We start from the raw sequence: 21,570 nt of genomic DNA, 5'->3' as shown, positions 1-21,570 counted from the left end.
TGCCACCAGGACGATTGCGGCACGCTCGCGAGCCGTCCTAGTGTTCCGTCCACAGGAACACAGGTAACGATCCGGTGGAGCACGGTCGAGGATGCGGCGCCCAGCGCCGCCCGGGAAGGCGGCAGCAGTGGCGGACAACGGGGGCACGGAGGGTGCGGCGCGGGTCGCCGACGTCCTCCTCGCGTTCCTCGACGGGCCGCGGTCGCTGGGGGTCTCCGCGATCGCCCGGGAGCTGGACCTGTCCAAGGCCGTCGTCCACCGGATCCTGCAGACGCTGGTGCAGCGCGGGCTCCTGACCGCCGATGCGGGCACCCGGGAGTACCGGCTGGGGCCGGCCGCCGCCGCCCTGGGCGCCCGCGCCCTCCGCGGCCTGGACCTCCGGAAGGTGGCCCTCCCGGTCCTCCGGTCGCTGCAGGAGGTGACCGGGGAGACGACCACGGTCTCCGCCCGCGTGCCGGGCGGCCGGGTCTACCTGGACCAGGTGGAGAGCCGGCAGGAGATCAAGATGACCGTCGAGATCGGCCGCCGGTTCCCGCTGCACGCCGGCAGCTCGAGCACCTGCATCCTCGCCTTCCTGCCCGACGACGAGATCGGCGCGGTCCTCGGCGGACCCCTGGACCTGCTGACCGACCGCACCATCGCCGACGCGGGCGACCTGCGCCGCCGGATCGAGGAGATCCGGCACCGGGGCCACGCCTGCTCCGACGGCGAGCGGCAGGCGGGTGCCGGCTCGGTCGCCGCCCCGATCTTCGGCTTCGACGGGTCGGTCCTGGGCGCCATCTCCGTCTGCGGCCCCGCCGCCCGCGTCGACGCCGCCGCACGAGACCGGTTCGTCCCGTTCCTCATCTCCGCCGCCGACCGCATCTCCCGGGACATGGGGTGGCGCGGCGGTCTCCCTGCCACGAAAGGACGGGTCTCCGCATGACCTCCGCACTCACCGGGCTCCGGGTCCTCGACGTCTCGACCCTCTTCGCCGGCCCGCTGGCCGCGACCATGCTCGGGGACTTCGGCGCCGAGGTGATCAAGATCGAGCACCCCAAGGGTGACCCGGTCCGGTACCACGGCGCCAGCAAGGACGGCGTGGGCCTGTGGGGCAAGGTCGTCGGGCGCAACAAGCGCGGCATCACCCTCTACCTGGGCTCGCCCGAGGGCCAGGAGGTCTTCCGCAAGCTCGTCGCCACCGCCGACGTCGTCATCGAGAACTTCCGGCCGGGCACGCTCGAGCGCTGGGGCCTGGGCTACGAGGAGCTCAGCCGCACCAACCCGGGGCTGGTCCTGGTCCGGGTGACCGGGTTCGGCCAGTTCGGCCCGTACTCCGGGCGGCCGGGCTTCGGCACGCTGGCCGAGGCGATGAGCGGGTTCGCCGCGATCACCGGCGAGCCCGACGGTCCGCCCACCCTCCCGCCGTTCGGCCTCGCCGACGGCATCTCCGCGCTGGCCGCCGCGTTCGCCACCATGACGGCGCTGCGGGCCCGCGACACCACCGGCCGCGGGCAGGTCGTCGACCTCGCCATCATCGAGCCCATCCTGACCCTGCTCGGCCCCCAGCCGACGGTCTACGACGCGCTCGGGCAGGTGCAGCCCCGGACCGGCAACCGCTCGGCCAACAACGCGCCGCGCAACACCTACCGCACGAGCGACGGCCGCTGGGTGGCCATCTCGACCAGCGCCCAGAGCATCGCCGAGCGGGTGATGCACCTGGTCGGCCGCCCCGAGTTCCTCGACGAGCCCTGGTTCGCCTCGGGCGCCGAGCGGGCCGAGCACGCCGACGAGCTCGACGAGGCCGTCGGCTCCTGGATCGCCGCCCGCGACCGCGACGAGGTGGTGCGCGCCTTCGAGGAGGCGCAGGCGGCGGTCGCGCCGATCTACGACGTCCGGGACGTGCTGGCCGACCCGCAGTTCCAGGCGCTCGGCAGCCTCGTCCGGGTCCCCGACCCGGAGCTCGGCTCGGTGCTCATGCAGAACGTGATCTTCCGGCTCTCCGAGACCCCCGGTGCCGTGGTCAGCGCCGGGCCGAGCATCGGCCAGCACACCGAGGAGGTGCTCGGCGAGCTCGGCATCGGCGCGGACGAGGTGGCGGAGCTGCGCAGCAAGGGCGCCCTGTGAGCACCGCTCCCCGGTCCTGGCTGTACGTCCCCGGGCACCGCGACGACCGGGTGGCCAAGGCGCTGACGGCCGGTGCCGACGCCGTCGTGGTCGACCTCGAGGACGCCGTCCCCGCGGCGCAGAAGGACCGCGCCCGGGAGCTCACCGCCGCCCTGCTGGACGAGCACCGGCCGGACGGCAGCGGCCCCCGGCTGTGGGTGCGGATCAACCCGCCCGGCACCGACGCCGGCGAGCGGGACGTCGCCACGCTGAGCGGGCGCCGGGTCGACGGCATCCGCGTGCCGCGGGCCGACGACCCCGTCGAGGTCCGCGCGGTCGGCGACCGCGTGGGCGTCCCGATGCAGCTGCTGCTCGAGAGCGCCCGCGGCCTCTGGCGGGCGCACGAGCTGGCCGGGGCGCACGAGCTCGTGGCCGGCATCGGCCTGGGCGAGGCCGACCTCGCCGCGGACCTGCTCGTCGACCGCGACGAGGGGCTGCGCTGGGCCCGCGGCACGGTGGTCGTCGCCGCACGGGCCGCCGGCCTGCCCTCGCCGGTGCAGTCCGTCTGGACCGACGTCGCCGACCTCGACGGCCTGCGGGCCAGCAGCCTCGTCGGCCGCGCCACCGGCTTCCACGGCCGGTCGGTGGTCCACCCGCGGCAGCTCGGTCCGGTCCACGAGGTCTACACGCCCTCGCCCGAGGAGGTGGCGGCCGCCGAGCGCGTCGTCGCCACAGCCGCGGAGGCGGCCGCCCGCGGCGAGTCGGCGGTCCTCGACGCCGACGGGCGGTTCGTCGACCCCGCCGTCGTGGCCCGGGCCCGGACCGTCCTGGACCGCGCCCCGTCCGCCCCCTCCCCCGCCCCCTCGTCAGGAGATCCCAGATGACCACCACCGCCCCGGCGGCCACGGACGCGCTGCTCGACGCCGTCCGCGGCGGCGTCCGCCTCGTCGAGCTCGGCCAGCCCTTCTTCACGGGCATGCCGTGCTCGCCCAACCACCCGGGCTTCCGGATGACCCTCATCCGCCGGCACGGCGACATGGTGCGGCCCGACGGCGGCTCGGCGTCCAACGAGATCATCGTGACCGGTGGGCACGTCGGCACCCACGTGGACGCGCTCTCCCACGTCAGCCACGACGGCCTGCTGCACGGCGGCGTGGACGCAGCGGAGGCGCAGACCGGCGGTCGCTTCGCCGAGCACGGCGCCGAGCACACCCCGGCGATGCTGACCCGCGGCGTGCTGCTCGACGTCGCGGCGGTCCACGGCGTCGACGTCCTGCCCGCCGGCTACGGCGTCACCGCCGACGACCTGGAGCAGGCCGCCGAGCGCGCCGGGGCCCGTCCGGGGCAGGGCGACGTCGCGCTGATCCGCACCGGCTGGGCCCGCAACTTCGGGGAGCCCGCGGTCTACCTCGGGCAGTCCGACGGCGTGCCGGGCGCGACGACCGACGCCGGGGAGTGGCTGGCGGCGGCCGGGGTGCGGGCGACCGGCGCGGACACCACCGCGTTCGAGCAGATCAAGCCCGGCGCCGGGCACAGCATCCTGCCGGTGCACCGGATCCTGCTGGTGGAGTCGGGGATCTTCATCATCGAGCACCTCGACCTCGAGGCCGCCGCCGAGCAGCGGCTGACCGAGTTCGTCTTCATGATGGCGCCGCTGCGCATCGTGGGCGGGACGGGCTCGCCGGTGCGCCCGGTGGCCGCGGTGCAGGCGTGACCGCCCCGACGATCGTCCAGCGGCTGGCCCGGCTGGCCGCCGACACCCGCGAGAACGGGCTGCCCGAGGGCATGCGCGACGACGTCGCCCGGCGGGTGCTGGACCTGCTGGGCAACAGCCTGGCGGCGACCGGCGAGGTGTCGGCGTCGGCGGTGACCGCCGTCGTCCGGGGCTGGGGCGGCCCGGAGGACGCGACCGCGATCGGCACCGGGCTGCGCGTCCCGGCGGCGGCCGCCGCCCTGGTCAACGGCACGCTGGCGCACTCGCTGGACTTCGACGACACGCACCTGCCGTCGGTGCTGCACCCGTCGGCCTCCGTGGTGGCCGCCGCCCTCGCGGTCGCGGAGGCCACCGGCGCGAGCGGGCCGGCCCTGCTCGACGCCGCCGGCGTCGGCATCGAGGTCGCCGTCCGGCTGGGCATGGGCGGCTACGACGCCGAGCTCGGCAACTCCGAGTTCTTCGAGCGCGGCCAGCACGCGACCTCCATCTGCGGGGCCATCGGCGCCGCCGTCGCGGCCGCGACGGTCGGCGGGCTGGACGTGGAGCAGATCGCGCACGCCGCCGGGATCGCCGCCTCGATGGGCTCGGGGCTGATCGAGGCCAACCGCACCGGGGGCACGGTCAAGCGGGTGCACTGCGGCTGGGCCGCGCACGCCGGCGTCGTCGCCGCCGACCTGGCGCGCCACGGCCTGACCGGCCCGCCCACCGTCATCGAGGGCCGGTTCGGCTTCCTGCACGCGTTCTGCGGGGAGCGGGCCGACGTCGACGCCGTCGTCGACCGGCTGGGCGAGCACTGGGAGCTGCCCGGCATCTTCTTCAAGCCCTACCCGTGCAACCACTTCACCCACGCCGGCGTGGACGCCGCGTTGGAGCTCCGCTCCCGGGGGGTGCGACCCGGGGACGTCACGGCGATCGAGCTGGGTGCCCCGACGGCCGTGCTGCGCACCATCGGCGAGCCCGCGGAGGAGAAGGCCCGGCCGCGCTCGGGCTACCACGCCGCGTTCAGCGGCCCGTACACCGTCGCGGCGGCGCTCACCGGCGGCGGCGGGCTGGGCCTGTTCCACGAGGACTTCACCGACGAGGCCGCGGCCGACCCCGACCGCCTGCGGCTGGCCGCCCTCGTGACCTGCGTGCCCGACGCCCGCTGCGACGAGATCTTCCCGCACCAGTTCCCCGCGGTGCTCCGGGTCGAGACCCGCGACGGCACCCGGCACGAGGTGCGGGTGGACGCCAACCGCGGCGGCCCGGCCAACCCGCTGTCGTCGGCGGAGCTGGCGGAGAAGTTCCGGCTCAACGCCATCCGGGTGCTCGACGACGACACCGCCCGCACGGTCGCCGACGCCGCCCTCGCCCTCCCGCACGCAGCCGACGTCCGGACCCTCATGTCGGGGGTCCGGGGATGACCGCCGCCGGGCCGGGCCCGTCCACGAGCCGTGTCGATCGGCTCGTGGGATGGGCGCTCGGCCCGGCGGTGCTGCGGCCGGAGGACACCGGGCACCTCGGCACCGTCGTGACCGACACCCTCGCGGCGATCATCGGCGCCTCGGTCGAGCCGGAGGTCCGGCAGGCGGCCCTGGTGGCCCCGCGCCTCGGCGGCCGCGGCCCGGCCACCGTGCTCGCCTCCGGAGCCGGCACCAGCCCGGCCACGGCCGCCCTGGTCAACGGGCTGGGCGCCGTCCGCCTGGAGCTCGACGAGGGGCACGCGCACGCGGCGAACCACCCGAGCGCGCACACGCTGCCCGCGGTGCTCGCCGCGGCGGAGGAGGTCGACGCGTCGGGTCCGGAGCTGCTGGCCGCCGCGGCCGCCGCCTACGAGGTCGCCGTCCGCTTCGCCCGGGGCCTGCGCCTGCGCCGGGCCGTGCACCCGTTCGGGACCGCCATGGCCTGCGGCGCCGCCGTCGGCGTGGCCCGGCTGCGCGGCTGCGACGTCGCGACCGCGACGCAGGCCGTGCTGATCGCCACCGCGCTGACGCCAGCGTCGACGCAGCGCGCCGCCAACACCGGGGCGACCGTCCGGAACGCGCTCACCGGGGTCTGCGCGTCGAACGGCGTCCTCGCCGTCGAACTGGCCGCGACCGGGACCACCGGTGACCCCCGCGCGCCGGAGACCGTGTTCGGCGAGATCCTGGGCACCGCCTTCGACGGGCGGCACCTGGTCGAGGAGCTGGGCGGGCTCCGGTACCTGACCACCGGCTACCTCAAGCTGCACGCCTGCAGCCGGTGGAACCACGCGCCGATCGAGGCCACCGAGCGGCTGATGGCCGAGCACGGCGTCCGCGCCGACGACGTGGCCGACGTCGAGGTGGCGACCTACGACCCCGCGACCCGGCTGGACGGACGCGACGCGCCCACCGGCTTCGCGGGCAAGCACTCCATCCCCTACTCCGTCGCCGCGCGCCTCGTGCGGCGGGACAACGGGACGGAGGCCTACACCGACGAGGCCGCCGCCGACCCGGCGCTGCGCGCCCTGATGGCCCGCGTCACCGTCGTCGAGGACCCGGCCATGACCGCCGCGGCGCCCGCGGTCCGGGGCGCGCGCGTCACGCTGCGGCTGCGGGACGGCCAGACCCTGACCGCCACCGAGGACGACCCGCCGGGCAGCTCCACGCGTCCCTACCCGGCCGCCGAGATCGCGGCCAAGCACCGGGCCCTGCTGACCCGCGCGCTGCGGGACGACGCCGCCGACGCCGTCCTCGCCTGGTGCGCCGCGCTGCCGGACGCCGCCTCGGTGCGCGGCCTGGCCGCCGCGGTCGGGGGCCGGCGGTGACCGGGGAGACGGAGGCCGGCGTGCTGGGGGCCGCCGTGGCGACGACGTCGTGGGCGGACTCCCCCGGGGCCGTCCGCGACCGCGTGGTGGACCTCGTCGCCGACTGCGTCGCCGTCACCGCGCTGGGTTCCCGCCGGGGAGAGCTGGCGGCTCTCGTCGACGGCTCGGCAGCGCAGGCACCGGAGGGGCTCGCGACGGTGATCGGCTCCGCGCGCGGGTGGCCGGCGTCGACCGCGGCCTTCCTCAACGGCTGCGCCGTCGCCGCCGACCAGCTGCAGGACGGCCACCGCCCGGCCCGCGGGCACCCCGCCTCGCACGTCGTCCCGGCGGTGCTCGCGCTCGCGGAGGATCGGAACTCCCCCGGCGAGGAGGCGCTCGCCGCGGTGCTCGCCGGTTACGAGGCCGGCACCCGCGTGGGCATGGCGATGGGCGGCACGCCCGACGGCGTCCACGACATCGGCACCTGGGGCCAGGTCGCCGTCGCCGCCGCCGTCGCCCGGCTGCTCGCCCCGGGCGACGCCGCGGCCGCCCGCCGGGCCCTGGAGCTCTCGGCCGCCGCGGTGCTGCTCACCGATGCGCGCACCGTCTTCGCCGGCACGACCGGCTCGCACGCGTTCCTCGGGGCGTCGATCCAGCTCGGGATGTCCCTGGGGTCCGCCGCCGTCGCCGGGCTCGCGCCCGCCGAGGGCGCGCTGGACCGCCACCTCGGCGCGGTCGCGGCCCGGGCCTGGGACCCGGCGCCGCTGGTCGCGGGCGCCGGCCACCCCTGGGCCGGGTACGAGGTCCTCGCCGGGTACGTGAAGGACCATCCCACCTGCGCCCACCTGCACGGCGTCAACGACGCCGTGGCCGACCTGGTCGCCCGCGGGGTCCGCGGCACGGAGGTGCGCGCGGTGGAGGTGCGCGCCTTCGCCGGGGCCGCCGCCTTCGCCGCCGTCGCCGACGGCGAGCTCGCCGCCCGGTTCAGCGTGCCGACGTCGGTCGCCGTCGCGCTGCTGACCGGGCGGCTGGACGAGACCACCCTGGACACCGCGACCGTGACCGCTCCCGAGGTGCGGGCGCTCGCCGGCCGCGTGCGCGTCGTCCACGACCCGGCGCTGGACGACGGCTACCCCGCCGGACGGCCGGCGCGGGTGCGCGTCGAGCTGCTCGACGGCACCGAACACCGCGCGGAGTCGGGCCGACCGCGCGGCGACGCCGACCGCGCCTTCTCCCGCCCCGACCTGGCCGCCAAGGCCGGCCGGCTGCTCGGCGCCCGCTTCGGCGCCGCGGCCCCGGACCTGCTCGCCGCCGTGCACGCCCTCGCCGACGGCGGGACGCCGCGCGAGCTGGGCGCGGCCCTGCGGCACGCCGCCGGGGGTGCCCGGTGATCGTCTCGCGCCGCGGCGGCGCGCTGGAGCTGGTCGAGCAGGTGGAGCACGGCCGCGTCGCCGGGGAGCTCGCCGGCGCCTGGGGGAACGAGGAGTTCGAGGTGCCCACCCCGCTGCACTCCGTCCGCACCGCCGCGGCCCGGCACGACGAGGGCTGGCGCGCCTGGGACGCGCGCGTGCTGTTCGACGAGCTCGAGCGCCGCCCGCTGCACTTCACCGACATCGACGCCGGCGAGCACATCCGGCTGTACCGCCAGGGCGTGGAGCAGGTCTCGCTGGCCGACGTCTACTCCGGCGTGCTGGTCGGCATGCACTGGACCGGGCTCTACCGGGGCCGGTGGTCCGCCCCCGGCGCGGCGGCGCGCGTCGGGCGCTCGCCGGAGGACCGGCGGCTGCAGGACGAGGTCGTGGCCGCCGAGGAGCAGCGCTGGATCGGCGCGAAGCGGCTCGCCTGGACCGACGACGAGCCGCGCAGCGTCTTCGAGACGCAGCTGTGGCACAACTACGAGCTGCTCCAGTTCTGGGACCTGCTCTCGCTGTACCTCGCGGTGACGCCACCGGACGAGGCGGGCACCGAGGGTGTGCCGCCGCAGCCCTGGGGCCCGCAGCTCCGCCGGCTCGAGCACGGCACCGAGCCCGTCCTCCTCCCCCCGGTGCCCCTGCGCCCCGGCGGCGGACGGATCGCCGTCACCGCCTCGGTCCGGGCACCGGGGACGGTCGCGCTGGACCCGTTCCCCTTCCGGGCGCCGCTGGAGGTCGCGGTCGAGCGCGTGCTCGTCCCGGACCGCGGCTGGAGCCACGAGGAGCTGGTGGCCCGGCTGCGGCGGACCCGCCGGTCGACGACGACCTGGCGGCTGGTCCCCGCGGACGGGGCCCGGTCGTGAGCGGCCCCGCGGCCGCCGACCCGCAACTCGCCGCCGCCCGCCGCGCCGCGCTCGCGTTCGTCCTGGAGGAGGCGGGCTTCGCCCAGCTGACGACGATCGACCGGGACGGCTTCCCGGTCGGCCGGTCCATGACGGCGTTCCTCAACCCCGACTGGTCGGTGGACCTGGTGCAGCGGCGCACCCACGCCCGGCTGGCCCAGCTGCGCCGCGACCCCCGGCTGCTGGTCACCTGGGTCGGCGACCCCGCCCCGGGCGCCACCAACGACCGACCGCACGTCTTCGACATCGGCCGGTTGCCCCCACGGGCCGTGTACGTCCGTGGGACGGCGGCCTTCCTGGACGACGAGGCGACGATCTCGCTCTACCTGCACCACGTCGGGCAGCAGCGGGCTCGCGGTTTCACCAAGGCCCCGCTGCGCGCCCCCGCGCAGGTCGTCGAGGACCTGGTGGGCGTGCACGTGACGCCGCACCGCATCCGCCTCGAGGGGTTCGGCGAGGGCGCGCAGGCCTTCGACTGGACCCACCCCGATCCCCCACCCAGCCCGGCGGACGCCGTCCGCCCGATCCAGGGAGCGACATGAGCATCACGACCATCCTCGGTTACGAGATCCAGCCCGGCGTCAGCGCGGAGGAGTACGAGGCCTGGCTGTTCGACGTGCACGCGCCCGACCTGCTGGCCAACCCGCACCTGGACCGGATCGTGTTCAACAAGGTGCTGCGCCCGGTGCGGCAGGCGTCGGGCGGCACCGCCGACGTGCCGGAGGGGATGACCTTCTACCGCATCGCCGAGATGCACTTCGCCGACGAGCAGGCCTACGCCGACTACCTGGCGTGGTTCGCCGAGCACCCCATCCCGGCCGAGCGCGGCCCCGCCGGGCGGACCGACTTCAAGTTCTACCTGGTCACGGAGAGCACGGAGGTCACCCGCTGACCGGCGCCGTCCGGCCGGCGCTGCAGCGGCTGGCGGCCGCCGCCTCGTCGCCGGTGCCGGCGGACCTGCTCGCCTGGGCCGCCACGATCGGCGCGGCCGCCGGTGCGCTGCCGCTCCTCGGCGCCGGGCGGCGTGCGCCGCGGTACCCGGCGCTGCTGTGGAACGGCGCGCGGCTGCACCGCGCCGGGGCACCCGAGGCCGACGGGCTGACCCTGGTCGCGCTCGCCGCGGCTCCCGACGACGCCCCGCTGGAGCTGCTGGAACGCGCCGTCGCCACCGGGCTGGCGCTGCGCACCGGCCTCGACCCCGGCACCGACGGGCCCCTCCCCACCGGCCGGCCGACCACCGGGGTGGTCGCCGCCGCGGGCTGCGCCGCCGTCGCCGCGGGGATCACCGACCTCGGCCCGGTTCTCGACCTCGCCGCCGGCCTGATGGTGGTGCAGCCCCCGGAGATCGGCACGGTCGCCGAGGCAGCGCTCGGGTGGGGCCACTGCCTGGCGGCCGGGTGGCTGGCGCCGCGCGCCCTCGGCGCCGGCCTCATCGGCATGCCCGACGCCCTGCTGCCCACCCTGGAGACGGTGACCGGCCACCCCGCCCGCGCCGTCGCCGTGCCCGCCGGGCCGCACGCCCCCGCGGCCGTGCCGGCCGGCGGCGACCGCGCCGCCCAGCTCCTGGCGGCGCTGTCGTGACCGCCGTCCTGCTCAACTCCGCCGCGCCGTGGGGGGCGGGCGACGCCGTGGCCACCGCCGGGCACGCCCTGGCCGCCGGGGCCGACGGCGTCGGCCTCGCCGACAGCCCGCGGCTGTTCCCCGACTGCCTGGTCGAGACCCAGCGCGTGCTGGCCGCGACCGGGGCGCCGCTGGCCGGGCCCTGCGTGGCCAGCCTCGGGCTGCGCCACCCGGCGACCCTGGCCGGCGCCGTGCGCACGCTGGAGCAGCTGCACCCGGGACGGGTGCTCACCGTCGTCGGGCGCGGGGAGAGCTCGGTGCGCAACGAGGGCCTGGACCTCCCGCCGCTGCGCGCGTACACCGCCGCCCTCGGGTCCCTCCGCGAGGCGCTGGGCCAGGACGGCCCGGGCCTGCGCGGCCGGCTGCTGGGCGCTGCCTCCGGCCCCCGGACCATCTCGGCGACGGCGGCGGCGCTGGGCGGCGTCCTCGTCGACGCCGGCGCGGACACCGACGTGGTCACCCGAGCGGTGGCGCGGGCCCGCGAGGCGGACGCCGGCACCACCGTCTGGCTCTTCCTGCGGGCCACGGTCACCGACTCGGAGGAGGCGGCGGCCGCGGCCGCGGAGCCGATCCTGGGCTCCTGCGCCATGCGGCTCGTCGGCGCTCCGGAGTGGAACGGGCTGGACGCCGGCCAGCTGGCCGCCGCGAAGCAGGTGGCCGGGTCGCACGACTACTCCCGGCACGGCACGGCCGGGGCCCGCGGCGGCGCCGTCACCCCGGCGGACCGCTGGGTGCGGGACCGCTTCCTGCTCACCGGGGACGCGGCCACGATCACCGCCCGGCTGCGCCCGCTCGCCGGCCTCGGGATCGGCGGCGTCGTCCTGGCCGGTGCCGTGGCCGGCGTGCAGGACCGCCTCGCCGAGCTGGTGCCCGCCGTGCGGGCCGGGCTGGGCGCGACGTGAGCGCCGCGACGGACCAGCCGTACCGGGCCCTCGGCGAGTTCGCCGCCGGTGCGCGGCTGGCGGACGTCCCCGGCGACGTCGCCGCCTTCGCCCGGCTGCTGCTGGTGGACACGCTCGGCGCGCTGCTCGGCGGCCTGCGCTACCCGCCGGTCCGGGCGCTGGCCCGCGCCCTCGCGGCCGACGGCGGTCCCGATGCCGGCCCGCCGTCCGGTGCGCTGATCGCGCTGGGCACCGCGGCGACCTGGCTGGACGCCGACTCCGGCGGCTCCTTCCACCCCCAGGGGCACCGGCTGCCCCCGGTGCCGACGGCGCACCCCGCCCCGCACGCCCTGCCGGTGCTGCTGCACGCCGCGGCGGCCGGCGAGGTCGGTGACCGGCGGGCCCTGGAGGTCTTCCTGGTCGCCTGCGAGGTGGGGCTGCGCGGCGGGACGGCGACGTCGCTGCGCCCGGGGATGCACCCGCACGGCGTGCACGGCCCCGCGGCGGCGGCCCTGGCCGAGGTGCTCCTGCACGACGGCTCCGCCGAGGAGCTCACGCACGCGTTCCTCCTCGGGTCCGCGCTGCCGCTGGCCGCGACGCTCGCCGTCCCGGTGCACGGCGGCACCGTCCGGAACCTCTGGACCGGGCTGGGCGCCTACTACGGCGCGCTCGCCGGGCGGCGGGTCCGGGAGGCGGGCGCACGGGGCAGCGTGGACACCTACCGGGCGCTGTTCGACTCCGCCGTCTGCACCGACCTCTCCGAGGAGGAGCTCGCCGGCGGGCTCGGCCGGCGCTGGCAGCTGGCGAGCAGCTACCTCAAGCCCTACGCCTGCGCCCGGTGGATCCAGCCGGCCCTGGACGCCGTGCTCGCCGCCACGGACGGGCAGCAGCAGGCCCCCGCGGAGATCGCCGCCGTGGACGTGCGGACGTTCGCCTTCGCCGCGGCGCTGGACGCCGTCGACGTGCGGTCGGACCTGCACGCCCGCTTCTCGCTGCCGTACTGCGTGGCGACCCTGCTCACCGACGGCGCGCTGGACGCCGGGTCGTTCCTGCCCGGGCAGCTGGCCCGTCCGGACGTGGCGGAGCTGGCGCACCGGGTCTCCGTGCGCGAGCTGCCGGAGTTCTCCGCGGCGCTGCCCGTCGAGCGCCCGGCGGAGGTGACGATCCGGGCCCGCGACGGCCGGAGCTGGACGGCGACCACGCGCAACGCGCGGGGCAACCCGGCCACCCCGCTCTCCCGGGCGGAGGTCGAGGAGAAGTTCCGGCGCAACGTCGGCGAGCTGGTGGCCCCGGCGCTCCGGGACGCCGCGCTGGACGCGCTGCTCGACCCCGGTCCGGGCGACGGCGACGCCCTCGGCGCCGTCGCGCGCGCCGTGCTGGCCGACCTCGCCGTCCCCTGACGGCGTCCGGCCGGGTGCGGTGCACCCGGCCGGTCGGCGTCACTCCTTCGACTCGGCCTCGCGGGCCTCGCCGATGCGGTTGAGCCGCTCGAGCAGGACGGCGAGCGTGGCGACGTCCTCGGCAGGCCAGTCGGACAGGTCGCTCTCCCAGCGGGCGCGCCGCGCCGACCGGATGCGGGCCAGGCGGGCGGCCCCCTCGGCGGACGGCGTCAGCACCTGCGCGCGGCCGTCGTCGGGGTCGGCGGCCCGGTCGACCAGCCCCAGGTCCACCAGGCTGGAGATCTGCCGGCTGACGGTGCTCTTGTCCAGCCCCAGCCGCGCCACCAGGTCGCTCGCCCGCAGCGGGCCGGTGTCCTGGAGCAGCGCCAGCAGCCCGTACGCCGCGCCGTCCAGGTCCGGGTGCAGCTCGCGCGCCAGCCGGGCCGAGATGGCGCGCGAGCGCCGCAGCAGCAGGCCGATCTCGCGCTCGAGCGCGACGTACGCCTCGTGGGCGTCGGTCGCCGGGCGGCTCACCGCGCACCTCCGGGACGCCAGACGACCAGGGCCGAGCTCGGCCGCCGGTGCGGGACGAGGTCCGCCCGGTAGGCGGCCGGGACCGCGGCCTCCGCGGCCATCCGCCGGTTCTCGGCGTGCTGCAGCTCCGCGAGCAGCTCGTGCACCCGCGCCTGCAGCGCCTCCACCTGCGACTCCAGGTCGATGATCCGCTTGATGCCGGCCAGGTTGACGCCGTCCTCCTGCGAGAGCCGCTGGACCTCGCGCAGCAGCGCGACGTCGCGCGGGCTGTAGCGCCGCCCGCCGCCGGGTGTCCGGCCGGGGCTCACCAGCCCCAGCCGGTCGTACTGCCGCAGCGTCTGGGCGTGCATGCCGGCCAGCTCGGCGGCCACGGAGATCACGAAGACCGGCGCGTCCTCCGCGACGGCCCGCCCGGCACTCCCCAGAGGGCCTCCCGGTGGCATGGTCATCCCTCACCTCCCGCCCGCACCGCGGCGGTGATCTGCGGGCGCGGGTCCTCGTGCATCTCCTCGGCCAGGCTCTCGACGGCCTTGCGCTGCGCCGGGGTCAGCCGCGCGGGGACGGCGATCTCCACGGTGACCAGCAGGTCGCCGGCCCGGCCCTTCCCCGGCGCCCCGCGGCCGCGCACCCGGAGGGTGCGGCCGCTCGCGGTGCCGGCCGGCACCTTGAGCGACACGGTGCCGTCCAGCGTGGGCACCGTGAGCGTGGTGCCCAGCGCCGCCTCGGGGAAGGTGATCGGCACGGTGAGGGTCAGGTCGTCGCCCTTGCGCCCGAAGAGCGAGTGATCGGAGACGTGCACGACGACGAACAGGTCGCCGGCGGGCCCGCCGCGCCGTCCCGGTGCACCCTTCCCGGGCAGCCGGATGCGCTGTCCGTCCTTGACACCGGACGGGATCCGCACGGTGATCGTGCGGGTCTGGCTGGTGATCCCGCTCCCGGCGCAGGTCGGGCAGGGGTCGTCGACCACCTGACCGCTGCCGCGGCAGTTGCGGCACGGCTCGGAGAAGGCGAACGCGCCCTGGCTCCGGCTGGTCACGCCCGCCCCCTGGCAGACCGGGCAGGTGTGCGGGCTGGTGCCGGGCTTGGCACCGCTGCCGGCGCAGGTCGGGCAGCTGCCCGGGCTCTGCATCCGCAGCGGCACCGTCACCCCGAGGACGGCCTCGTCGAAGGAGAGCGTCGCCTCGGTCTCGACGTCCTGCCCGCGCGCCGGACCGGACGCCGCCTGGCTGCGGGCGCGGGCGCCGCCGCCGGCGCCGCCGAAGAGCCCGCCGAGGATGTCGCCCAGCCCGCCGGCGCCCCGGGCGCCCGCGCCGGCCCCGGCCCCGGCCCCGGCCGCACCGAACAGGTCGCCGAGGTCGAAGGGCTGGCCGCCGGGACCTGCCCCCGGGAAGCCGCCGGGGAACCCGGCCCGGGCACCGGCTCCCCCGGCGCCGAACAGCCGTCGCGCGTCGTCGTACTCCCCGCGCCGCTTGGGGTCGGAGAGCACGTCGTAGGCCTCGGAGACGTCCTTGAACCGCGCCTCGGCCTCGGTGTTGCCCGGGTTCTTGTCCGGGTGCAGCTCCGTGGCCAGCTTGCGGTAGGCCTTCTTGATCGCGGCGGCGTCGGCGTCCTGGGGGACGCCGAGCGCGCCGTAGTAGTCCTTCTCGATGAAGTCACGGGTGCTCATCGGACGCCCCCTCTCGTCGCTGTCGGGCGGTTCAGACCGCCGCCTGGCCGGCGTCGTCGCCGTCCTGCGGTGCCTCCTGCGGCTGCGGTGCGGCGGCCGGGGACTCGGGCTCGGTGACGGCCACCATCGCCGTCCGCAGCACGCGGTCGCCCCGGCGGTAGCCCTGCCGGAGCACCGTGGTCGCCGTCGGCACGCTCACCTCCGCGGAGGTGTCGTGCATGACGGCCTCGTGCAGCGACGGGTCGAACTCGTCGCCGGCCACCCCGAAGGCCTCCACGCCCAGGCCGTCGAGCAGGCCCAGGATGCGGTCGGCGACGAGCTTGAAGGCCCCGGTGAGGTCGCCGTGGTCCCGCGCCCGCTCGATGTCGTCGACCATCGGGAACAGCTGGGTGGCGAACCGCTCGGCCGCCTGGTCGACGACCAGCGTCCGGTCGCGGTCGATCCGCCGCCGGTAGTTGGCGTACTCGGCCGTGACCCGCTGCAGGTCCTCCGTGCGCTCGGCCAGCTGCTGGGCCAGGTCGCCGCCGTCCGCGGTCTGCTGCGGTGCGGTCGGCGTCTGCGGCGCCTGCTCGTCGACCGGCGTGTCGTGCTCGCTCATCTGCTCCCCTGGGAGGTCGGTACCGGGCCGGACGCCGGCCGGCTGCTCGCCGGCCGGCGTCCGTACTGCACCAGTGGTGGGGTCGATCCGCCGCTTGTCACGGATGACCACCCGCGGCTGCTCGTCCCCCGGGCTCATCGGCGGTCGGTGCCCTGGTCCGGGCCCTCGTCGACGATCTCGGCGTCGACGACGTCGTCGTCGGCCGCCGTGGCGCCGCCGCCCTGCGCCGCACCGTCACCGGCGTCGGCACCGGGCGCACCGCCGGCCGCCTCGGCCTGCTGGGCGTAGAGCGCCCCGCCGACCTCCTGGGACACGCGGGCCACCTTCTCCTGCGCGGACTTGATGGCCTCGATGTCGGAGCCGCCCAGCGCGCTGCGCAGCTCGGACAGCGCCTCGCCGAGCTCGTCCTTCTTCTCGGCCGGGATCTTGTCGCCGTTCTCGGCCAGGAACTTCTCGGTCTGGTACTGCAGCGACTCGGCGAGGTTGCGGGTCTCGGCCTCGTCGCGGCGCTTCTTGTCCTCCTCGGCGTGCGCCTCGGCGTCCTTCATCATCCGCTCGATGTCGTCCTTCGGGAGGGCCGAGCCGCCGGTGATGGTCATCGACTGCTCCTTGCCCGTGCCGAGGTCCTTGGCGTGGACGTGGACGATGCCGTTGGCGTCGATGTCGAAGGCGACCTCGATCTGCGGGACGCCGCGGGGCGCCGGCGGCAGACCGGTCAGCTCGAACATGCCGAGCTTCTTGTTGTACATCGCCATCTCGCGCTCGCCCTGGAACACCTGGATCTGCACGGACGGCTGGTTGTCGTCGGCCGTCGTGAAGATCTCGGAGCGCTTGGTCGGGATCGTGGTGTTGCGCTCGATGAGCTTGGTCATGATCCCGCCCTTGGTCTCGATGCCCAGGGACAGCGGGGTGACGTCGAGGAGCAGCACGTCCTTGACCTCGCCGCGGAGGACACCGGCCTGCAGCGCGGCACCGATGGCGACGACCTCGTCGGGGTTGACGCCCTTGTTGGGCTCCTTGCCCCCGGTCAGCTCGCGCACCAGGTCGGAGACGGCCGGCATGCGGGTCGAGCCACCGACGAGGACGACGTGGTCGATCTGGTTCACCGAGATGCCGGCGTCGCGGATCGCCTGGTTGAACGGCGCGCGGGCCCGGTCGAGCAGGTCCTGCGTCATCCGCTGGAACTCGGCGCGGGTGATCGTGATGTCGAGGTGCAGCGGACCCTCGGCCCCGGCGGTGATGTAGGGCAGGTTGAGGTTGGTCGACTGCGCGCCCGAGAGCTCGATCTTGGCCTTCTCGGCGGCCTCGCGCAGGCGCTGCATCGCCAGCTTGTCCTTGGACAGGTCGATGCCGTTCTGCGCGTTGAAGGTCTGCACCAGGTGCTTGACGACGCGCTCGTCCCAGTCGTCCCCACCGAGGTGGTTGTCACCGGCGGTGGCCTTCACCTCGATGACGCCGTCCCCGATCTCGAGCAGGGAGACGTCGAAGGTGCCGCCGCCGAGGTCGAACACGAGGATCGTCTGCTCGGTCTCGCCCTTGTCCAGGCCGTAGGCCAGCGCGGCCGCGGTCGGCTCGTTGACGATCCGCAGCACGTTGAGGCCCGCGATCTCACCGGCCTCCTTGGTGGCCTGGCGCTGCGCGTCCTCGAAGTAGGCGGGGACCGTGATGACGGCGTCGGTGACCGGCTCGCCCAGGTAGGTCTCGGCGTCCCGCTTCAGCTTCTGCAGCGTGCGGGCGCTGATCTCCTGCGGCGTGTAGCGCTTGCCGTCGATCTCCTCGGTCTTCCAGTCGGTGCCCATGTGGCGCTTGACCGACCGGATGGTGCGGTCGACGTTGGTGACGGCCTGGTTCTTGGCCGACTGCCCGACGAGGACCTCGCCGTTCTTGGCGAAGGCGACGACCGACGGGGTGGTGCGCGAGCCCTCGGAGTTGGCGATCACCGTCGGCTCGCCGCCCTCCAGGACGGTGACGACGGAGTTGGTGGTGCCGAGGTCGATACCGACCGCTCGAGCCATGGAGATGGCCTCTCTTCCGTGTGCTGGGGTGGTACTGGTCCGTGTGGTCAGCCGGTGGCCGCCCTTGCGCGGGGTCCACTCAACTTTCCTGCCCACCCTAACGGCAGGGACGCCGGTCGTGTTCCCGGGGCCCCGTTCACGGCGGCGCCCTCCTCCGCGCGACCGACCTCCCCGCCGGCACGCCGTCCTCGTGCTCCGGCGCGAGGACGGCGCGCCGGCCACGCTGGTCCGCCGTCCACAGCCGGGGCGACCATGCACATCTCCCCCGCCCGGGCACCGGCGAGCGCGGAGGATCGGCAGGCTGCCGCCGTGCACCCTTCGCTGCGCGCCCTCGCCGAGCCACGCCACGGGTTGTTCACCACGTCGGAGGCCCTGGCGGCCGGCTACGGGCGCGGAGAGATCAGAGCTCTCGTGTCGACCGGGCGCTGGACCAGGCTGCGCCGCGGGGTGCTCGCGGCCGCCGACGACCTCGCTGCGGGGCAGGACGCCGTCGGGCGGCACCGCGTCGACTGCCTGGCCGTCCTCATGGCGCTCGACCGGCCATCGGCCGTGGTGAGCCACTCGTCCGCCGCCCGGCTGTGGCACCTCCCCGTCCCGGACGACGCCGATCCCGTCGTCCGGCTGACCGATCCCCGGCAGTGGCGGCGCGGCAACGGATACTTCATGACGTGCGCGCCGCTGGCCGGGGCGGACCGGTGGCGCACGGGACCACTGCGGCTGACCTCCGCGGCCCGGACGCTGGTCGACTGTGCGCGGGAGTGGCGGCTCGACGACGCCGTCGTGGCGATGGACGCCGCACTGCTCGCCGAACGGGCCACGGCCGCCGGACTGGCCGCGGCCGCGGCGGCCGCTCGCTCATGGCCCGGGGCACCACGGGCGGCACGCGCCGTCGGACTGGCCGACGGGCGGGCGGAGTCGCCGCTGGAGACCCGCGGGCGGCTCCGCATCCTGGGCGCGGGCCTGCCCTCCCCGGAGCTGCAGGTCGAGATCCGGAGCCAGGGGCGACTGGTCGCCGTCGTCGACGCGTGGTTCGACGACGCCGCCGTCGCCGTCGAGTTCGACGGCCGGGTGAAGTACACCGACCCGTGGCGGAACCGCTCCCCCGGCGAGGTGCTGTGGGAGGAGAAGCGGCGCGAGGACGAGCTGCGTGCGCTCGGCATCGGGGTGGCCCGGATCGCGGACCCCGACGTGCGGCCCTTGGCTTGGCCGCGGACCGAGGCGGATCTGCGGCGCCTGCTCGCCCGACCGGCGGACCGCGCGGGGCGCCGGTTCACCGCGACCCCGCGGGCGCGGGGGGGTCCGGCGCGAGGGCTGACGCACCATCCTCACCTTCGGCACGCCGACCACTCGCTGCAGCGCGATGACGGCGGTCCGCACCCGAGGATCACGGCGGGCGGGACGGGCGTGGGCGCGGCGCACGGAGGGGCGGGGACCAGGCTGTGCGGCGCGCTGTCGTTACCCGCGAGTAGCGTCTCGGCGCGCCCGCTATCGTGCGTCGCAATGCGGGCAGCGCTGCCCGCATGCGATCCGCGGGCCGGCCCGAGCGCCGGCGCACCGGCGCGCGCACCACACAGAGCCCCTCGCCCGGGTGGTAGGCGGGGGTCAGCCGACGCCGCCAGGCGTACGGGAGGGGAAAACATGACGGGCCCGCTGCAGATCGTCCTGGGGACGATCAGCGTCCTGTTCCTGATCGTCGCGTCCGTGATGGCCTACCGGGCCGTCCGGGCGATGGTGCGGATCATCCGCACCGGCCAGCCCGATGGGACCCGCTTCGGCCCGGTGAAGAGCCGGTTGAAGACCCTGGTGGTGGAGTCGCTCGGCCACACGCGCATGCTGAAGTGGTCGTCCATCGGCATCGCCCACTGGTTCGTCTTCGTCGGCTTCTACGGCCTGTTCCTGACCCTGGTCGAGGCGTTCGGCGAGGTGTGGAACCCCGCGTTCCACCTGCCGCTGATCGGCACCTGGGCGATCTGGAGCCTCTTCGTCGACCTGATCGGCGCCGGCACGATCCTCGGGATCATCTACCTGATCTACCGGCGGCAGAAGGACCACCCGCGCCGGCAGGGCCGCAAGAGCCGCTTCGCCGGGTCGAACGAGGGGCGGGGCTACTTCGTCGAGGCCGTCGTCCTGATCGTCGGCATCAGCATCCTGAGCATCCGCGCCGCCAAGGTCGCCTCCGGCCTGGACGACGCCCCCACCTGGTCGCACCCGTTCGCGAGCCTGGCGTCGAACCTCTTCCCGGACAACCCCGACGTCGTCTCGATCGTCGCGTTCATCAAGATCGTCGTCTCGCTGACCTGGCTGGTGGTCATCGCCCGCATCCTGAACATGGGCGTCGCGTGGCACCGGTTCAGCGCCTTCTTCAACATCTACTTCAAGCGCAACGACGACGGCAGCCAGGCCCTCGGCCCGCTGCCGGCCATGACCAGCGGTGGCAAGCCCATCGACTTCGAGGACCCGGGCGAGGACGACGTCTTCGGCCGCGGCAAGATCGAGGACTTCACCTGGAAGGGGATGCTGGACTTCACCACCTGCACCGAGTGCGGGCGGTGCCAGAGCCAGTGCCCGGCGTGGAACACCGGCAAGCCCCTGTCGCCGAAGATGGTGATCATGGACCTGCGGGACCACCTGTACGCCAAGGCCCCGTACCTGCTCGGCGAGAAGACCGCGGCCGAGTCGGCGCCGGACTACGACGTCCTCAAGCCCAGCGACGAGCAGGTGTGGGCGTCGGGTTACGCCCGCATCGAGGGCACCAACGACGCGCAGGCGCACCGCCCCCTGGTCGGCACCCTCGAGGAGGGCGGGGTCATCGACCCCGACGTGCTGTGGAGCTGCACCAACTGCGGCGCCTGCGTCGAGCAGTGCCCGGTGGACATCGAGCACATCGACCACATCGAGGACATGCGGCGCTACCAGGTCCTCATCGAGAGCAACTTCCCCTCCGAGGCCGGCGTGATGCTGACCAACCTGGAGAAGCGCGGCAACCCGTGGGGCATGGGCGGCAACGTCCGCGAGGACTGGATCAAGGACCTGGACTTCGACGTCCGCGTGGCCGACGGCCCGCTGCCGCACGAGGTCGAGTACCTGTTCTGGGTCGGCTGCGCCGGCGCCATCGACGACCGCGCCAAGAAGGTGACCAAGGCCGTCGCGGAGCTGCTCAACACGGCCGGCGTCGAGTTCGCCGTCCTGGGCAACGGGGAGACCTGCTCCGGTGACCCCGCCCGCCGCCTGGGCAACGAGTTCGTCTTCCAGCAGCTGGCCATGGAGAACGTCGAGACGCTCGACGGCGTCTTCGAGGGCCGGGTGCCCGGCACCCGCAAGATCGTCGCCACCTGCCCGCACTGCTTCAACTCGCTGGGCCGGGAGTACCCGCAGGTCGGTGGGGAGTACGAGGTCGTGCACCACACCCAGCTGCTCGGCAAGCTGGTGGAGGAGGGCCGGCTGACCCCGGTCACGCCGGTCGACCGCAAGGTCACCTACCACGACCCCTGCTTCCTGGGCCGGCACAACAAGGTCTACACGCCGCCGCGGGAGATCCTCGACTCCGTGCAGGGCCTGTCCACCCAGGAGATGCACCGCTGCAAGGACCGCGGCTTCTGCTGCGGCGCCGGCGGTGCCCGCATGTGGATGGAGGAGAAGATCGGCAAGCGGATCAACGTCGAGCGCACCGAGGAGGCGCTCGAGCTCGATCCCGACGTCATCTCCACCGCGTGCCCGTTCTGCATCACGATGCTGAGCGACGCGCTGACCTCCAAGAAGCAGAACGGCGAGGCGGCCGAGCACGTCGAGGTGCTCGACGTCAGCCAGATCCTGCTGCGCTCGATGCAGCCGGTGGCGGTCTCCGCCCAGGGCGCGGCCTCCGGTCCCGACGTCGGGACCTCGCCCGGCGCCGACCCGGCAGGCGAGGGCTCGGCGGCCACGGAGCACGGCCCGAAGGCCTGACGACAGCTCCGGGAGCATCGCAGCGAGGAGCGGACCGGAGCGCGGAGTCCGGCCCGTGCCACGGCCAGATCGACCG

The 21,570-nt window shown here is 75.7% G+C and carries 19 protein-coding genes; 14 read left to right on the top strand and 5 right to left on the bottom strand.

Annotated features, from left to right (window positions below):
• Nucleotides 1–127 precede the first annotated feature (127 nt).
• From O2W17_RS11205 to O2W17_RS11145, 13 genes are read left to right on the top strand one after another with little or no spacing between them, the layout of a single operon-like run.
• Nucleotides 128–925 carry an IclR family transcriptional regulator gene (locus O2W17_RS11205; RefSeq protein WP_269192515.1) on the top strand — a complete coding sequence of 266 codons (798 nt, stop codon included), beginning with the start codon at nucleotides 128–130 and terminating at the stop codon, nucleotides 923–925.
• Nucleotides 922–2,106 (top strand): CaiB/BaiF CoA transferase family protein, encoded by a 1,185-nt coding sequence (locus O2W17_RS11200; RefSeq protein ID WP_269192514.1) that lies wholly within the window; start codon nucleotides 922–924, stop codon nucleotides 2,104–2,106. The genes O2W17_RS11205 and O2W17_RS11200 overlap by 4 nt, the downstream gene beginning before the upstream one ends.
• On the top strand, nucleotides 2,103–2,969 hold the full coding sequence (locus tag O2W17_RS11195; protein ID WP_269192513.1) for an HpcH/HpaI aldolase/citrate lyase family protein: 867 nt from the start codon (nucleotides 2,103–2,105) through the stop codon (nucleotides 2,967–2,969). Before O2W17_RS11200 ends, O2W17_RS11195 begins: the two co-directional genes overlap by 4 nt.
• Nucleotides 2,966–3,799, top strand: coding sequence for a cyclase family protein (locus O2W17_RS11190; RefSeq protein ID WP_269192512.1), 834 nt, complete (start codon nucleotides 2,966–2,968; stop codon nucleotides 3,797–3,799). The genes O2W17_RS11195 and O2W17_RS11190 overlap by 4 nt, the downstream gene beginning before the upstream one ends.
• Nucleotides 3,796–5,202, top strand: coding sequence for an MmgE/PrpD family protein (locus O2W17_RS11185; RefSeq protein ID WP_269192511.1), 1,407 nt, complete (start codon nucleotides 3,796–3,798; stop codon nucleotides 5,200–5,202). Before O2W17_RS11190 ends, O2W17_RS11185 begins: the two co-directional genes overlap by 4 nt.
• A 44-nt stretch (nucleotides 5,203–5,246) precedes the next feature.
• Entirely contained in the window at nucleotides 5,247–6,566 is a 1,320-nt protein-coding gene (locus O2W17_RS11180; RefSeq protein ID WP_269192510.1) for an MmgE/PrpD family protein, read from the top strand.
• Nucleotides 6,563–7,936: an MmgE/PrpD family protein gene (locus tag O2W17_RS11175; RefSeq protein ID WP_269192509.1), complete on the top strand. Its 1,374-nt coding sequence runs from the start codon at nucleotides 6,563–6,565 to the stop codon at nucleotides 7,934–7,936. The genes O2W17_RS11180 and O2W17_RS11175 overlap by 4 nt, the downstream gene beginning before the upstream one ends.
• Complete coding sequence (locus O2W17_RS11170; RefSeq protein WP_269192508.1) at nucleotides 7,933–8,820, top strand: DUF3891 family protein; 888 nt, start codon at nucleotides 7,933–7,935, stop codon at nucleotides 8,818–8,820. Before O2W17_RS11175 ends, O2W17_RS11170 begins: the two co-directional genes overlap by 4 nt.
• Nucleotides 8,817–9,401: a pyridoxamine 5'-phosphate oxidase family protein gene (locus tag O2W17_RS11165; RefSeq protein WP_269192507.1), complete on the top strand. Its 585-nt coding sequence runs from the start codon at nucleotides 8,817–8,819 to the stop codon at nucleotides 9,399–9,401. The genes O2W17_RS11170 and O2W17_RS11165 overlap by 4 nt, the downstream gene beginning before the upstream one ends.
• Nucleotides 9,398–9,751 carry an EthD domain-containing protein gene (locus tag O2W17_RS11160; RefSeq protein WP_269192506.1) on the top strand — a complete coding sequence of 118 codons (354 nt, stop codon included), beginning with the start codon at nucleotides 9,398–9,400 and terminating at the stop codon, nucleotides 9,749–9,751. The genes O2W17_RS11165 and O2W17_RS11160 overlap by 4 nt, the downstream gene beginning before the upstream one ends.
• 53 nt (nucleotides 9,752–9,804) lie before the next feature.
• On the top strand, nucleotides 9,805–10,440 hold the full coding sequence (locus tag O2W17_RS11155; RefSeq protein WP_269192505.1) for a hypothetical protein: 636 nt from the start codon (nucleotides 9,805–9,807) through the stop codon (nucleotides 10,438–10,440).
• Entirely contained in the window at nucleotides 10,437–11,381 is a 945-nt protein-coding gene (locus O2W17_RS11150) for an LLM class flavin-dependent oxidoreductase (protein ID WP_269192504.1), read from the top strand. The genes O2W17_RS11155 and O2W17_RS11150 overlap by 4 nt, the downstream gene beginning before the upstream one ends.
• Nucleotides 11,378–12,760 (top strand): MmgE/PrpD family protein, encoded by a 1,383-nt coding sequence (locus tag O2W17_RS11145; RefSeq protein WP_269192503.1) that lies wholly within the window; start codon nucleotides 11,378–11,380, stop codon nucleotides 12,758–12,760. Before O2W17_RS11150 ends, O2W17_RS11145 begins: the two co-directional genes overlap by 4 nt.
• 39 nt (nucleotides 12,761–12,799) lie before the next feature.
• On the opposite strand, the gene O2W17_RS11140 is transcribed toward O2W17_RS11145, so the two are convergent.
• The 5 genes from O2W17_RS11140 to dnaK are packed head-to-tail and all read right to left on the bottom strand — an operon-like array spanning nucleotide 12,800 to nucleotide 17,552.
• Entirely contained in the window at nucleotides 12,800–13,273 is a 474-nt protein-coding gene (locus O2W17_RS11140) for a MarR family winged helix-turn-helix transcriptional regulator (protein ID WP_269192502.1), read from the bottom strand.
• Nucleotides 13,270–13,722 carry a heat shock protein transcriptional repressor HspR gene (locus tag O2W17_RS11135; protein WP_269192501.1) on the bottom strand — a complete coding sequence of 151 codons (453 nt, stop codon included), beginning with the start codon at nucleotides 13,720–13,722 and terminating at the stop codon, nucleotides 13,270–13,272. The genes O2W17_RS11140 and O2W17_RS11135 overlap by 4 nt, the downstream gene beginning before the upstream one ends.
• Nucleotides 13,719–14,939: a molecular chaperone DnaJ gene (dnaJ, locus tag O2W17_RS11130; RefSeq protein ID WP_269192500.1), complete on the bottom strand. Its 1,221-nt coding sequence runs from the start codon at nucleotides 14,937–14,939 to the stop codon at nucleotides 13,719–13,721. The genes O2W17_RS11135 and dnaJ overlap by 4 nt, the downstream gene beginning before the upstream one ends.
• Nucleotides 14,940–14,970: 31 nt before the next feature.
• Entirely contained in the window at nucleotides 14,971–15,675 is a 705-nt protein-coding gene (grpE, locus tag O2W17_RS11125; protein ID WP_269192499.1) for a nucleotide exchange factor GrpE, read from the bottom strand.
• On the bottom strand, nucleotides 15,672–17,552 hold the full coding sequence (gene dnaK / locus O2W17_RS11120; RefSeq protein ID WP_269192498.1) for a molecular chaperone DnaK: 1,881 nt from the start codon (nucleotides 17,550–17,552) through the stop codon (nucleotides 15,672–15,674). The genes grpE and dnaK overlap by 4 nt, the downstream gene beginning before the upstream one ends.
• Nucleotides 17,553–17,861: 309 nt before the next feature.
• Between dnaK and O2W17_RS11115 the strand changes: the two genes are divergently transcribed.
• A complete protein-coding gene (locus tag O2W17_RS11115) occupies nucleotides 17,862–21,494 on the top strand; it encodes a heterodisulfide reductase-related iron-sulfur binding cluster (RefSeq protein WP_269192497.1) in 3,633 nt (1,210 codons plus the stop codon).
• The last annotated feature ends 76 nt before the right edge of the window (nucleotides 21,495–21,570 follow it).

The organism is Blastococcus sp. VKM Ac-2987 (assembly GCF_026967805.1).
Lineage (GTDB): Bacteria > Actinomycetota > Actinomycetes > Mycobacteriales > Geodermatophilaceae > Blastococcus.
Note: the sequence above shows the minus strand (reverse complement) of the source record. Positions and strands in the feature narration are given on the sequence as shown.